The following is a 13976-nucleotide window of genomic DNA, read 5'->3' as shown; positions in this document are numbered from 1 at the left end:
GAGTTAGCTCTCGCGCGTTGCGCTGTGCGGGATGGCGAATGAGAACGTGCTCCCCTTCCCCACCTCGCTCTCGAGCCAGATGCGTCCACCGTGCGCGTCGATAATACCCTTCGCAATCGACAGCCCCAAGCCGGTTCCGCGAGTTCGGGCCCCGCTGGACGACTGCCAGTAGCGTTCGAACACTCTGGCTTGCTGCTCGGCGTGGATTCCGGGACCCGTGTCCGTCACCGAGAATACGACGCCCTCTTGGCGCGGCTCCACGGCAAGGATGACCACTCCATCGCGCGGCGTGAACTTGATCGCGTTGCGAAGCAGGTTTCCCAACACCTGAACGACGCGCGCGCCGTCCGCCGCAATCAGTGGGAGATTGGTTGGCAGCCGAGCCTCCAATCTGATTCCATGCTGCTGCGCTTCTACCTCGAACATGTGAATCGCTTGCAAGGCGAGCTGCGACGGTTCGTGGGGTCGAATCTCGAGGGATAGTCGCTCGCGCTCGATGTTCGCCACATCCAACAGATCTGCGATGAGGCGATTCACCCAGTCCGTCGACTCCTGGATCGTGTCGAGCAATTCCGCTCTGGCGCCTGGATCCGATGGCGGATTCTCCTTGAGCACACGCGCGCACATTGCAATCGCGCTGATCGGATTCCGCAGATCGTGCGAGACGATTCCCAACACTTCGTCGCGAGCACGGTTGGCATGCTGCGCGCTGTCATAGAGCCGCGCGTTCTCGAGCGCGGTCGCGGCGCTCATTGCGTACTTCTCTGCGAGTGCACGATGATCAGCATCGAATGCAGCATCGCCCGTGCGAATCAGTGTGATTGCCCCGCGGCTTTCTCCCGCCGTATGCAAGGGAACAATGAGCAATGACCGCGCTCCTAGCCGTCGCCACGACTCGAGACTCTCCGGGTCCGTGTTGCTCTCGAGCCACTCGACGTCCACGGTCTCGACGTACTCGCGTCGGTTGCGACGTACAACATCGATGACGGGCGACGGCGAGTCGGCGGTGAGAGGGTGCGCCGCGAGCGCCTCGAGCGCTGGCGTCAGTTCACTGCGCTGACGAGTGCTCGTGAGGCGCGTGAACTCTCCACCCTGACTCACGAGATCGAGAATACACGCGTCGGCGAGGTGCGGGACAGGCAAATCCACGATGGCCCGCACCGTGGCATCGACGGCGAGCGTCTGCGCGAGATCGGTCGTCGTCGCCGACAGAAAACGTTCGCCTTCCTCGGCGCGCTTCTGTGTCGTGATGTCGCGCAGGACGACGGTGAAAAGAATTCCATCCGGCACGACCAGCTTGGAGATCGATGCTTCGGCCGGGAATTCGGTGCCGTCACTCCGTAGACCGAAGATCTCGCGACGTTCACCCATCCGGCGCGCCGTCGTCGGCGATTGCGCGAATCGTTCCATGTGCGTCTCGTGCGACGTACGGAAACGCGGCGGGAGCAGAATGGCGAGATGGCGTCCGATCGCCTCGGCCGCGGTATACCCAAAAATCTCCTCGGCGCCGCGATTGAAGTGCACGATTCGCTGCGTGTGGTCGATCGTGATGATCGCGTCGGCGGCGATCGCGAGGATGCTGGAGAATTTCTCCTCCGACGCGCGCATGGCGTCTTGAGCGCGACGCTGTTCCCGGAGGCGTGCGCGAACCCACGCCTGCTGAATGGCCAAGAGCGCCACCGCCACACCCGCGACGAGCCACGGCGTAGACGACAGACTTACACCTCCGAGAGGATCCCCAACTTCAGGGCGAGCTGTACGTAATCAGAGCGATGGGAGAGCCCAAGCTTTTCCTGAATGCGTTGTTTGTACGTATCGACGGTCTTGGGACTGATGAACAGCTTTTCACCGATTTCCGGCGCCGAAAACCCTTGCGCCACGTATCGGAGAACATCGCGTTCACGCTGCGTGAGCTTGTCGAACCGTTCGCGATCAGTGGCCGCGGGATCCTTCTTGGTGAGATTCTTGGCCAGCACCCGCGCGGCCGCTGGGCGCACATACACATCACCGTGTGCAACGGCGCGAACGGCGTCGACCAACTCTCGGTCGGCTGCGCTCTTCACCAAGTACCCGGCAGCTCCGGCTTCCATCAAGGGAATGAGGTAGTCCTCCTCGGCGTGCATCGTCAGCACGAGTACACGGGCCGCGAGCCCCTTCATGACGATCTCTTTCGTCGCAGCGGTGCCGTCGAGCTCCGGCATGTCGAGATCCATGACGACGACGTCCGGCTTGAAGCGCTCGGCCATCGTGACCGCCTCACGACCGGTCTTGGCTTCGCCGATTACCTCGATGTCCTTGGCCACGCCGAGCACTGCGCGCAGGCCAGCGCGAACAACGTTGTGATCGTCGGCCAGAACCACGCGGATGAGATCGTTCGTCATAGCTTCTCCTAATCTACTGCGGATGAATGCGCGTCGAGAGGAACAGTTGCGGACACGGTAGTTCCGCTGCCCGGAGCGGTCTTGATCTCCAACGCACCGTCGATGAGACCGACGCGCTCATGCATTGACAGCAACCCCATTCCAGCTCGCTGCCGAGTTGCGCCGGCGAGATCGAAGCCATGCCCATCGTCGTGAACTTCGAGTGTGACCGACGGTCTCGATTGAAAGACGTTGATGCGAATTCGTTTCGGCGACGCGTGCTTGGTCGCATTGCGAACGGCTTCCTGCGCCACGCGATACAGCACGGTCTCCACGTTCGCGGGAAGGCGGCGAGGCGCGTCGGCCGTACTCACGTCGATGTCGATTCCATTCCCGTGAGAGGCATCGCGCGCGAGTTTGCGCAAGGCCGCCTCGAGGCCGAGGTCGTCGAGCACGGCCGGATGCACGGTGTGCGACAGCCGGCGGATCTCTTCGAGAATCCCTTCCGTTGAATCGCGCGCCGCGCGGACCCGCTCGGCGATGACTGGATCGGCGGCATCGCGCGCCGTCGCCGAAAGCTGCAACAGCAGCGCAGCGAGATGTTGTGCGGCCGAGTCGTGCAGCTCGCGAGCAATCGCGGCGCGTTCGCGGTCGCCCGCGGCGATGACTTCGGTTGTCAGCGCACGCATGCGCGTTCGGTCCAGCTCGAGACCGTCGAGCAGGATGTTGAACATCGATCCAACGCGGAGCACACCGTGGTCCGCAACGCGCGAGCGCTCGACGCGCGCGCCAACATCACCGCGCCATACCCGGGCAGCCACTGCTTCGAGGTCGCGAATCGGCCGAAGTGCCACCAACACGAGCCCCAGGTGCAGCGCGACAACGGCCGAAATGATGATCATCGCGCTGCGATTCAACGGTCCGCCGCTCACGAATCGTGCGCCGAGCAGCGTCGCCACGACCAGTAGATTCGCGCCGACGAGCTTTGTAGCGAGCGGCACACGTAGCGCAGCGAGGCGGATGCTGCGCTCGTTTTGCCGATCGCGCGCTGCAACATGCAGCTTGGGAACCGTTCCCTGTATGGCCGTTCGTGTCATCCGAGGCAACGAAGCCGGGGGTCTACGCGTGATTCGCGTTCTGTTATTTGTTCACGACGAGCGCCGTTACCATGCCGAACATGCCGTGATCCGATTCGGCGTGCGGAAGGATGTGGCAGTGAAACGCCCACGTTCCCGGATTGTTGCAGTTGACGATCACATCCCACCGCTCGCCTGGTGCGACGTTCAGCGTGTCGCACTTCCATGGCGCCGGCACAGGCCACCCATCCTTGGCGATGATCGTCATGTGCATCCCGTGAAGGTGCATCGGATGGATCATCATGCCTTCGTTCATGAACCGAATGCGCATCTTCTGACCGAGCTTTGCGACGAGCGGTTGCGTTGCCGGAAAGCTCTTGCCATTGAAGGTGTAGCCGTGCGCGCCGTCGTTGAGGATGAACACTTCGTCAACGTCAGCGTGGTCGTACTGCGTCTTTTCCTTCGGTTCGACGATGAATGCGCCAAGCAAGCCGAGCGCGACCTGCTTGCTCGCGTTGTGATGCGAGTGGTACATGTGCGATCCGGAGTTCGGTACCGTGAACTCGTACGTGAACGATTGGCCTGGCTTCACCGGCGGCTGCGTGATGAACGGTACGCCGTCCATGTCGTTCGGCAGTTCGAGTCCATGGAAATGGACCGCTGTGGATTCAGGCAGCTCGTTGTGAAGGATGAGTCGAACGCGGTCGCCTTCCGTCACTCGAATCTGAGGGCCGGGAATCTGGTCGTTGTACGCCCACGCCTCGACGAGACGACCTGGCTCCGTTTCCCACTGAATCTTCTTCGCGGTGATTTCGAAAACCTTCACGCCTTTGTCCATCTTTGGCGTCATGCGCTGATTGCCTAGGCCTGCAGTCTTTGCCGGAAAGGCTTTGATGCCTTTCTCGTGCATCGCATCCATCGCGTCCGCGGCAGACGCGGCTCCAGCAGCCGTGTCGTGCGCGCCCATCGTTCCGCCGGTCTGACCGACCGTCTGTTGGGCGATGGCCGCCTTTGCTGTCGATGCCGGTTTGCACGCGGTCGCGACGCCGGCGACGAGTGCGGCAACTCCGCCGTCGCGCAGGAATCGACGGCGGCTGGTGTTCTTCTCGAGCAGATCGAGTACTGATGTATCGGACATTGTCGGTCTCGAATTCAGAAGTGTGTGCTGAAGGGAGTGTACGTTTGGCGATCGACGTGCACTGTCGGGGAGTGGGAGGAAAAACCGACGGGGAATTCCTGACGGCTTGTCAGGGATTCCCCGAGGCATTGTGGTGGGCCGCTTTAGGGCTGGGAGCTGACCGCAGTTGCGATGGCTTTTCCGCCGACGGTGAGCTCGAAGTTGACCTTCACTTCATCGCCCGTCTTGAGGCGGCCGAAGATGGCCGTCGGCGGCTTGATGCCGTAGTCCGTCATCTTGATCGGTACGACGCCCTTCGCCTTCACCGTTCCGTCGGCGGAACGTGTGGCTTCGATGTCCATGGTGACTTTGTTTTCCTTCCCGGCCACCGTGAGCGTGCCGATCGTACGAAGGGTGAAGGAGTCCTTCACGTCGGCGGGAACGGCATCGAACGTCGCGAGGATGTAGCTGATCTCCGGAGTGGCGTCGGCGTTCAGCGCCTTGTACAGGTTGTCATCCATTGCACCGTGGCCGCACTTGAGCGACTTCACGGGCACCTTCACCTGAACGCGCTTGAGAGCCTGGGGTGCAGCGGTGGTGAGCTGCGTCGCGGCTGCCGCGTCGAAGTCGAGCTGCGCCTCGAGCTTTTCAGCCTTGCAGCTCCATCCGTGCAGGTTCGACGTCCCTTCGATCCAGAGTTTGCTCTCGGGCGCAACGGCAACCCGAGCGGTTTCCTGCGCAGTGACAGTAGCGGTGATCGGGGTCAACAGCACAACCACCGCGGCAACAGCGAAACGTGAGGCAGTCATCCTTCCTCCCTGGCTGTCGGTGGTTCACCCGCGCCGGTCGGCGCTGCACGGTGTTCCATCGAACTGCAGAGAAGATCGGTTTTGACGCTCCGTAGCTCTGTCGGGCAGAGGAACGAACGTTGGTCGGGGAACGACTGACGATGAGAGAGAGAATTCCCTCAGGGAAACGACAGCACCGCGCGAACGAAATGCTTGGTAAGCTTCGCATCCGGCGTCACTCCTCCGTCAGCGAAATTGACGAAGAACGCCGAAAGGATGTCGGTGGTCGATGCGGACGACGACCAGTACTGCGCGCCGGCTGCCGTCGTCGTCGGGCCAAAGATCGGGTTGATGCACGGGATACCATTTCCCGGGCACGGCGTCAGTAGGATTGTCTGAAGCTCCGCCACGGTGGGTACGCGCCAGGTATTGAAGCCGGCGAAGTTCGACGCATTCACGTTGCCAATCCACGACGCGGTGTTGTTCTGGCACGGGACGCCAACGTCAATAGTTCCCGTCGCTGCACACCATGAGTACGTGGTGTTCACGTCGTGCAGGCCGCCATCGTTCAGAGCAGTCTTTTTCTCCCAGAACAGATTCGTCTTCGTATCACGAATCACGGAGCCGAGGTCGACGAAGCGTGCGCCTGCTACGACGGTGAAGGGTTGCGCGGTGCTCGTTTGCCCTCGCGCTGTGACCGTCACCTGACGACCGCCGATCGTCGCCGCGCCACTGATGATGAACGTGGCCGTGATTTCTCGTCCGCTGGCCGCGACGTTCACATTGCGCACTGCGATGTCGCCGCCGGCAACGTTCACGGTCGTCGCGCCAACGACGAAGTTCGTCCCGAGGAGTGTGACGAGCACGCTGTCGGCGAGCACGCCTTGCGGCGGCAGAATCGACGTGAGTGCCAGCGTTGTCGGCACGGAGTTGATGACGGCTGCCTGGTCGTCGCACGAGGCGATCAGACTCAACGACGCCAATGCCACACACGCCGAATGGCGGCGGATCGATACTCTCATTGCTTCTCCCGCAACTTCGAATGAGTAGGATCGCCATTTCGCGCGGAGACGTACCAGTTGGACGAGGTGCTTACGCCTCGACCGCAGGCGTAGCCGACTGCGTCACGACTCGACGTCCAGTCTGGCGCTGGAAGCCGGAGCGGCTGTTATTCAAGCCGGCCCGAACAGAGGCGAGTTCAGAGATGAGCACGATTCAGGACCTCGAGGACGCCCGCGAGCTATTCCTCCGCGAGCTCGACGGAAACGCTGCGACTGCGAATCGAATTGCAGACATCGTCCGTGCCGCATACGAGCGCGCGGCACTTGCGCAGCCTCGAGAAGTCGTGCTTCAGGCCGCGTCGTGGGCGGCCACGCGGCTCCGAGCGCTAAGCGAGGATCGACGGCTCCGCATTGGCGATCGGGAAGTCATCTCTCTCCTGAACCAGAGCGACTGCCCGCTGTGCATCGGTGGTTCGGGTGGCAGTGGTGGGTCGGGCGGAACACCGGTCACGGTCGACCCGCCGCGCGCCGTCTGGGCCCATCCAGCCGATGTGCTCCGAACATGACGGCTCCCGATCCGCGGGAAACGAGGCTGGATTGGATTCGCGACGCCCTCAAATGGATCGTTGGCCTCGCGACCGGATTGCTCACGCTATCGGCCACGTATTTTTACGACCGGTTCAACCAAACGCCGCGCTTCGGTTGGATGCTGTGGGGCGCGTGGTTTCTACTGATTGTGGCAACCTTCGCCGCGACCTGGGGGACCCTCGCGGCGTGGAAGAACATCGGAGGAACCGCGTTTGGCCCACACCTGACGTGGGGCTACAACATCGGGATCTGGTCCTATGTCTTCGGGTTTCTCCTGCTCGCCCTGGTGCTGATCACGAACATCGCCGCACCCAAGAAGGCAAACAGCCTTACCACCCTGATTGCCGTCGCTGGCGCGCTTCCCGAATTCGAACCGGCATCGGCGGCAACGTCGGATCCACGCTTTTCGATTGCGATCTGCGCGATGCGAGCGGCGTTAGCCGATTCCGGTTCCCGCTCCGCGCTCGTCGTCGGCCGATTCGACCAACGCGAGCTGTCAGGCCGCGCGCAATCGCGCTTCGCGTCGAATTTCGAGCTCGCACAGCGACGCGCCGATCAGATCGCGGCCATGCTCAGCGACTCGACGCGATGTCGCGCGGCCTCGATTCGCTCAGTGGTCGCGCTAGCCGCAGGACCGCGACACACCCTCCCCACGGGCGTCGCTGGCGCTGCCGGTGACGCGCAACTCGCGGAGGATCGGAGGGTGGAAGTCTACGGGTTCAAGGCGAACGAGCGCTGAGTCGCGCTACGCGACTGGCCTCCGGCCTTGGATGACGCGAAGCAAGACGGCAACAATCGCGATCACCAGCAGCACGTGGATCAGACCACCGACGTGGAACATGGTGAATCCGAGCAGCCAGAGGATAATGAGAACAACGGCGAGCGTGTAAAGCATCGGTGAACCATGGTTAGGGTTTCCCGGCTATTTGGCAACAGCCATGCCTCGATGTCGATCGAAGCCACTCGCCCACAGTGAGTTCGCGCCCTGCGGCGCTACATTCCGCGCATTCCCCCTTCAAACCGGAACACGAAACGATGAACAGCGGGTCATTCGAAGGCACCGGCGGTCTGAAAATCTTCACGCGCACATGGCGCCCGAAGAACGCGCCACGCGCAGTCGTGGTGATCGTCCCGGGCTTCAACGCCCATAGCGGTCAGTATCAGTGGGTCGCCGAACAGTTCACGAATGCCGGGCTCGCGGTGTACTCCCTCGATCTGCGAGGGCGCGGCAACTCGGACGGTGAACGCTTCTATGTCGAGACATTCGCCGACTACGTCAGCGACGTCGCGACTCTCGTCTCGATGGCGAAGGCGGCGGAACCGGGCCTACCGGTCTTCCTGCTCGGTCACAGCGCCGGCGGCGTGGTGTCGTGTATGTACACGCTCGAGCATCAGTCCGAACTCGCGGGCCTCATCTGCGAGAGCTTCGCGCATCAGGTGCCCGCCCCCGATTTCGCACTCGCGGTTCTCAAGGGCCTGAGCCACGTCGCGCCGCACGCACACGTCCTCAAGTTGAAGAACGAGGATTTCTCGCGTGATCCCGCGGTCGTTGCCGCGATGAACAACGACCCGCTCATCGCCCATGAAGTTCAACCAACGAAGACGGTTGCCGAGATGGTGCGCGCCGACGAGCGGCTCAAGAAGGAATTTCCGTTGATCACGCTTCCGGTGCTCATTCTTCACGGCACGGCCGACAAAGCCACGAAGCCGAGCGGCAGCCAGTTGTTCTACGACACCGCTGGTTCGACTGATAAGACGTTGAAGTTGTATGAAGGCCACTACCACGACCTGCTCAGCGATCTCGGCAAGGAAGAAGTGCTCGGCGACATTCAGCGCTGGATCGATCAGCACATCGCCACTGCCTAGACATCTCTAATAACGCTCGTGCAAACGGCCCGTCGATGCGAACTCGACGGGCCGTTTTTCACGTGGCTAGCGAGCGAACCCGGCCCTCGCTTTCCGGCACACACGATGCGAAGCCGCGTCGCGGGTTGAGAGCCTTCCACATCTCTCTGGAGCCAGCTTTGACGCCGCGCGCACTGTCACCAACGAGCTTCGGCTCGATTCGTCCGGAGGACATCGAGTGGATGCCCTTCGCGGCGTTCCCCGCGGAAGCGCGGCTCGCCGTGCTTGTTGGCGACCCGAAAGAGCCCGGACCATACGTGATTCGCGTCAAAGTACCGGGCGGCATCAAGCTGATGCCGCATGTGCACCCCGAGGACCGCATCTACACGGTCATCTCGGGCATCTTCTACGTCGGACGCGGGACGACGTTCGACGCGTCAGCGTTGACGGCGTACGCCGCCGGAAGCGTGGTGGTGCTACCCGGCAGCACGGCACACTTCCATTGGGCGCAGTCGGGCGAGTACGTCTCGCAAGTCACCGCAATTGGTCCGCTCGGACTCGAGTACGTCGATCCCAACGACGATCCTCGAAAGGCGCGCTGATCTCGCGTCGCGCGCTTCACCACCGACGGCAGCGCGCGTCTGGGACTGACGCGACGCGCACCCAGAGATACGCATCGATTTCGGGAACGGGCGGGCCCGCCGCCGCTGCCCGAGGATCCGCGGAGCCAATATACCGATCGGCAAGTTTGGTCGGCCGAAGCTCGAAACACGGCCCAAATGCATTCGACCGAGGAACGAGCGTCCGCCCGCGCACGATCACTGAATCAAAAACCTGTCGCGCGTCCGGCCCAGCCGCTTTCGCGAGCGAGTCGACCAGCTCGTCCGGAGTAAACCAGCCTGGCTGGCCGCCGGGTTTCGCTTGGTTGCTGGCGTCTCCCTCGCCGCCGAGTGTGCGCGCGCGGGTGACGAGCGGGATCATGACGCTGTCGAGATTGCGCCGCCCGTTCGTCGCAGCGCGAATCCGCGCGTCCATATCCGCCCAGAACAGCAGGCCGCGTTCGTACGAGGCCGTGTATGCCCGGCCATCAGTGAAGGGACTCGTTCTGGCGATCGAATCCGCCGGCATATTCCTTCGCGGATTCGTGTAGTAGTTGCGCGTCTGCAGATTGATCTGCTCCAACACGAGGTCGGGCGAAGCGAGACCGGAGCGGAGCGCGTGGATGACCGCGTAGTACTCGTTCAACCCTTCGTTGAACCAGTTGTTCGACGAGCCGCCGCCGCCGGGGTTCTGAAGTCCACGGACGAACAGGTGTCCGGTTTCATGCGCCAACAGAAGCAGGGGACCGATCTGCGTCGTGTCGCGCGGCCCGGCCGGCGCATTGAAGATGAACTGATTCAGGAGTGCCGTGCCGCCGATGGCGGGAGGCGGGAACATTCGCCCCAGCACGCGATAGCGCCGCGGCGATGTCTCGCCCCAGAACTTTCGCATATACTCATACATCGACGCGACCCACTCCATCGCCTTCGGCGCATCCCAGGGCGGCGTGCCGTGCCAATACGCGGCAAACCCGTCGCGATCTCCCTTCGCGGGATATCGATTGAGCGGTCCCGCCATGAAGAAATTCTGTGAGAGCGTCGCGAGCGGAGCATGCACGTCGTTCTGGTCGGTCAAACCCGACGTCGTGATCGAACCGGGCGCGAGATCGCTGAGGTCCCATCGAAAGTGCGCGTCATAGACGACACCATCGGTGGGCGTGACGAGAATGCCCGTACCCTGCCCACTCACGGCTCCCTCGGCGGCCCGCAACATATATGAAGGGTTGGTGCGCGTTCCGGGCGGCCACATGCGCGCCTTGAACGTGACGGTCACCGGGAACGTGACCGCTCGCTGCGCGCGCCACCGCCGGCTTCCTCCGCTGTCAGCGAGAACCGGGACCGAACCTTGAGCGTCGGTCATCTCCACAACCTCCAAACCCGCCGCCGCCGGACCCGGAGGTCCACCCGGGACCTGAACCGCGAAGTCGGCGCTGGTGACTCCCGGACTCCGAACGATTCGCTCGCGAATCTCGGCGTATTGCGCGTCGGACGCGCCGTTGCGCACCGGACGCACGACAATGTCGACAGACGCCGCTGGGTCGATGACAGGGGGCGGTCCTCCGCCGCGCTGCGCGACAGCGGGCGAAGCGATGACGACGCCGCACAATACTCTCAGCACATACGATGCAATGCGCATCTGAATGACTCCCGCACTATGGCAAAAGGTGCGCATTGGCGCTTTGTTTGGCATGGTTAGCTGCAAGTCGTTTCGAAAGACGAGATCAGTGGAGAGGATAACGATGCCGATCGATCGCCGCACATTCGTCGCCTCGGCGACATCTATGGCCGCCGCCGCGGTGGTTGCTCCAACGCGCGCATTCGCGGAGTCGCCTATTCGACTGGCTCCGGGCGACGATCCGCTCGGCGTGCGCGCGGATTTTCCGATCCTCGAAAACGGACGCACGTTCCTCAATGCCGCATACATCACTCCGAGTCCGCGCGCCGTCACCGCAGCCGGTGCGGCATTCCTCCAATCCAAGGCGACGCGTCCCATTTCCGTCGGCGAATTGCTCGGCAAAACAGGTGCGGTGTGTACGCAGTTCGCCAAACTCATTAATGCCTCACCGGACGAAATCGGGTTCGTGTTCGCCACGTCAGAAGGCGAGAACACGGTTGCCAACAACGTTCCGCTCGCTCCAGGCGACAATGTCGTCATCGACGACCTGCATTACGACGGAGCCGTCGTCGTACACCGGCAGCTCGAGAAGCGCCGTGGGATCGAACTGCGTATCGTCAAGAATCGAAACGGCGCTATCACGCCGGCCGACTTTGCTCGCCAGGTGGACAACCGTACGCGCCTCATCGCTTGTTCGTACGTCTCGTCCGTGAACGGCTTGCGACATGACGTGAAAGCGCTCGCCGACCTCGCGCATGCGCATGGGGCGCTGCTGCACGTCGACGCAATCCAAGCAGTTGGAATGTTTCCGATCGACGTCCATGCCGACGACGTAGACTTCCTCTGCGCTGGAACGTACAAGTGGCTTCTCGGCGGATTTGGCGTGGCGCCCTTCTACATCAAACAGTCGCTGCTCGATCGCGTGCCGATGGACCGCTTCGGCATCTTTCAAGTTTCGTCCGATCTTCCGGACCATCACTTCGAGCTCAAGAAGAACGCGCGGCGCTACAACTACGCGTCGCTGCCGTTCGCTGAGGTGCACCAGCTTGGCGCAGCGCTGTCGTACCTCGAGAAGGTTGGTATCGATCGCATCGCCGAGCACACGTTCGGCTTGACGCGCCGTCTCGAAGCCGGACTCCTCGGTCAGGGCTACAAGCTGTTCACGCCGGCCGGCAATCGTTCGTCCGTGTTGTGTTTCTACAGCAAGCGACCGAAGGCGGAAATCGAAAAAGCGTTCGAGGATGCGAAGGTCGATGTCAGCGTGCGCGACGACCACGTTCGCGCCTCGATCGCTTTGTTCAATAATGCTGACGACGTCGATCGCTTGCTGGTGGTCACCAAGCGACTGGCGTAGCTCGCTCTGCGCTTACCACTTCTGGCACCGCTCATTCGGCACTGACGTGCGCGCCCAGAGATACGCGTCGATATCGGGAGCCGGCGGAAGCCCGACCGCCGCCTGACGAGCCGCATTCGATCCGAGATAGCGCCCCTGATACCTCGCGGGCCGCAGCTCAAAGCACGGTCCGAACGCGCTCGCGGTGGGAACGATGCTCTTGCCGCGAACAATCACTGAATCGAACAGCTGTCGTGCCGACGGGCCGGCCTCCTTTACGAGCGAATCGACCAATTCGTCGGGAGTAAACCAACCCGGCTGCCCACCGGGTCTCGCTTGAATTCCTCCATCCGTCCCGCCGCCGCCGAGCGTCCGCGCGCGTGTGACTAGTGGGATCATGACGTTGTCGAGATTGCGCTTCCCTTTGCTCGCGGCGCGAATACGCGCGTCCATCTCCGCCCAGAACAATGTGCCGCGCTCGTACGAGATGTTCTGCGCCATGACATCGGTCAACGGATTGTTCATCGCGACGGAGTCCGCGGGCATGTTCTTGCGCGGATTCGTGTAATAGTTCTTCGTCTGCGTGTTCATTTCCGCCAAGACGAGATCGGGCGGCGCAAGCCCGGAGCGGAGCGCGAGCGTGATGGCGTAGTACTCGTTTAGCCCTTCACTGAACCAGTTGTTCGACGGGCCGCCGCCACCCGGATTCTGCAGGCCGCGAACGAACAGGTGTCCGGTCTCGTGCGCCAGGAGAAGCAGCGGGCCGATGTCGCTCGTGTCGTACTGCGCCGCCAGGTGATTGAACATGAACTGATTTCCGGTCGCGGTGCCGCCGTACGCAGGCGGTGGAAGCATCCGGCCCATCACGCGATATCGGCGTGGCTCCGTCTCGCCCCACGTCTTTCGCATATACTCATACATCGACGCAACCCACGCCATGTCGCGCGGCCCATCCCAGCGCGTCACACCGTGCCAGTACGCAGCGAAGCCGTCGCGATCTCCCTTCGCTGGATAGCGATGGAGCGGCCCGGCCATGTAGAAATTCTGCGTGAGCGTCTGGATTGGCGCGCGAACGTCGTTTTCGTCAGTCAGCCCCGACGTCGTGATCGAGCCAGGAGCGAGGTCGCTCAGGTCCCACCGGAAATGACCCGCATAGTTGACGCCATCTGACGGCACCACAAACATGCCGCTGCCCTGAGCGCTCACCGCGCCCTCCGCGGTGCGCAGCATTGGCGATGGATTGGTGCGCGTTCCGGGCGGCCACATGCGCGCCTTGAATGTGATCATCACCGGATACGTGACCGGACGCTGTGCGCGCCACGGACGGCCACCACCGCTGTCCGTGACGACGGGAACGGCTCCGTTGGCATCGGACATCTCCACGACTTCCAGACCTGCAGGAGGAGCACCCGGTGGAGGTCCCGGCACTTGCACGGAGAAATTCGCGTTGGTCACGCCGGGACTCCGCGTGAACACCTCGTGAACCTCGGCGTACTGTACATCGGGTGACCCATTGCGAACCGGACGCACGACAATGTCCGCGGTCGCCGCAGGATCGACAACGACCGGCACGCCTCTGCCTCGCTGCGCCGCAGCCGGGGCAACGATGATTGCGCCGCACAATATTTGTCCGACAAGCGATGAGATTCGCATC

Annotated in this window: 14 protein-coding genes; 5 read left to right on the top strand and 9 right to left on the bottom strand. The window is 62.6% G+C overall.

The window, feature by feature from the left end; translation table 11 throughout:
* Positions 1-3: 3 nt before the first annotated feature.
* The 6 genes from AC6H4Z_RS04290 to AC6H4Z_RS04265 form a co-directional block, all read right to left on the bottom strand.
* On the bottom strand, positions 4-1680 hold the full coding sequence (locus AC6H4Z_RS04290; RefSeq protein ID WP_497545501.1) for a sensor histidine kinase: 1677 nt from the start codon (positions 1678-1680) through the stop codon (positions 4-6).
* A 38-nt stretch (positions 1681-1718) separates the two neighbouring features.
* The gene (locus AC6H4Z_RS04285) at positions 1719-2381 is read right to left on the bottom strand and encodes a response regulator (protein ID WP_497545500.1); all 663 of its coding nucleotides are present in this window, start codon (positions 2379-2381) and stop codon (positions 1719-1721) included.
* Positions 2382-2389: 8 nt separating this feature from the next.
* Positions 2390-3457, bottom strand: coding sequence for a sensor histidine kinase (locus AC6H4Z_RS04280; RefSeq protein WP_497545499.1), 1068 nt, complete (start codon positions 3455-3457; stop codon positions 2390-2392).
* 43 nt (positions 3458-3500) lie between these two features.
* Positions 3501-4574 carry a multicopper oxidase family protein gene (locus AC6H4Z_RS04275; RefSeq protein ID WP_497545498.1) on the bottom strand — a complete coding sequence of 358 codons (1074 nt, stop codon included), beginning with the start codon at positions 4572-4574 and terminating at the stop codon, positions 3501-3503.
* A gap of 143 nt (positions 4575-4717) precedes the next feature.
* Positions 4718-5362: a YceI family protein gene (locus AC6H4Z_RS04270; RefSeq protein WP_497545497.1), complete on the bottom strand. Its 645-nt coding sequence runs from the start codon at positions 5360-5362 to the stop codon at positions 4718-4720.
* Positions 5363-5520: 158 nt separating this feature from the next.
* On the bottom strand, positions 5521-6363 hold the full coding sequence (locus AC6H4Z_RS04265; RefSeq protein WP_497545496.1) for an Lcl C-terminal domain-containing protein: 843 nt from the start codon (positions 6361-6363) through the stop codon (positions 5521-5523).
* 182 nt (positions 6364-6545) lie between these two features.
* Between AC6H4Z_RS04265 and AC6H4Z_RS04260 the strand changes: the two genes are divergently transcribed.
* Both AC6H4Z_RS04260 and AC6H4Z_RS04255 read left to right on the top strand, forming a co-directional pair.
* Entirely contained in the window at positions 6546-6908 is a 363-nt protein-coding gene (locus AC6H4Z_RS04260; protein ID WP_497545495.1) for a hypothetical protein, read from the top strand.
* Positions 6905-7669 (top strand): hypothetical protein, encoded by a 765-nt coding sequence (locus AC6H4Z_RS04255; RefSeq protein WP_497545494.1) that lies wholly within the window; start codon positions 6905-6907, stop codon positions 7667-7669. The genes AC6H4Z_RS04260 and AC6H4Z_RS04255 overlap by 4 nt, the downstream gene beginning before the upstream one ends.
* Positions 7670-7675: 6 nt before the next feature.
* On the opposite strand, the gene AC6H4Z_RS04250 is transcribed toward AC6H4Z_RS04255, so the two are convergent.
* Positions 7676-7825: a lmo0937 family membrane protein gene (locus tag AC6H4Z_RS04250; RefSeq protein ID WP_497545493.1), complete on the bottom strand. Its 150-nt coding sequence runs from the start codon at positions 7823-7825 to the stop codon at positions 7676-7678.
* Positions 7826-7965: 140 nt separating this feature from the next.
* On the opposite strand from AC6H4Z_RS04250, the gene AC6H4Z_RS04245 reads away from it, so the two are divergent.
* On the top strand, positions 7966-8796 hold the full coding sequence (locus AC6H4Z_RS04245) for an alpha/beta hydrolase (protein WP_497545492.1): 831 nt from the start codon (positions 7966-7968) through the stop codon (positions 8794-8796).
* A gap of 221 nt (positions 8797-9017) precedes the next feature.
* Positions 9018-9377 (top strand): cupin domain-containing protein, encoded by a 360-nt coding sequence (locus AC6H4Z_RS04240; RefSeq protein ID WP_497547011.1) that lies wholly within the window; start codon positions 9018-9020, stop codon positions 9375-9377.
* A gap of 16 nt (positions 9378-9393) precedes the next feature.
* On the opposite strand, the gene AC6H4Z_RS04235 is transcribed toward AC6H4Z_RS04240, so the two are convergent.
* On the bottom strand, positions 9394-11010 hold the full coding sequence (locus AC6H4Z_RS04235; RefSeq protein ID WP_497545491.1) for a hypothetical protein: 1617 nt from the start codon (positions 11008-11010) through the stop codon (positions 9394-9396).
* Positions 11011-11113: 103 nt separating this feature from the next.
* Here AC6H4Z_RS04235 and AC6H4Z_RS04230 point away from each other — a divergent pair, with 103 nt between their 5' ends.
* Complete coding sequence (locus tag AC6H4Z_RS04230; RefSeq protein ID WP_497545490.1) at positions 11114-12343, top strand: aminotransferase class V-fold PLP-dependent enzyme; 1230 nt, start codon at positions 11114-11116, stop codon at positions 12341-12343.
* 12 nt (positions 12344-12355) lie between these two features.
* On the opposite strand, the gene AC6H4Z_RS04225 is transcribed toward AC6H4Z_RS04230, so the two are convergent.
* Positions 12356-13975 carry a hypothetical protein gene (locus tag AC6H4Z_RS04225; protein ID WP_497545489.1) on the bottom strand — a complete coding sequence of 540 codons (1620 nt, stop codon included), beginning with the start codon at positions 13973-13975 and terminating at the stop codon, positions 12356-12358.
* Position 13976: the final 1 nt, after the last annotated feature.

It is taken from the genome of Leucogemmata humicola (assembly GCF_055379415.1).
Note: the sequence above shows the minus strand (reverse complement) of the source record. Positions and strands in the feature narration are given on the sequence as shown.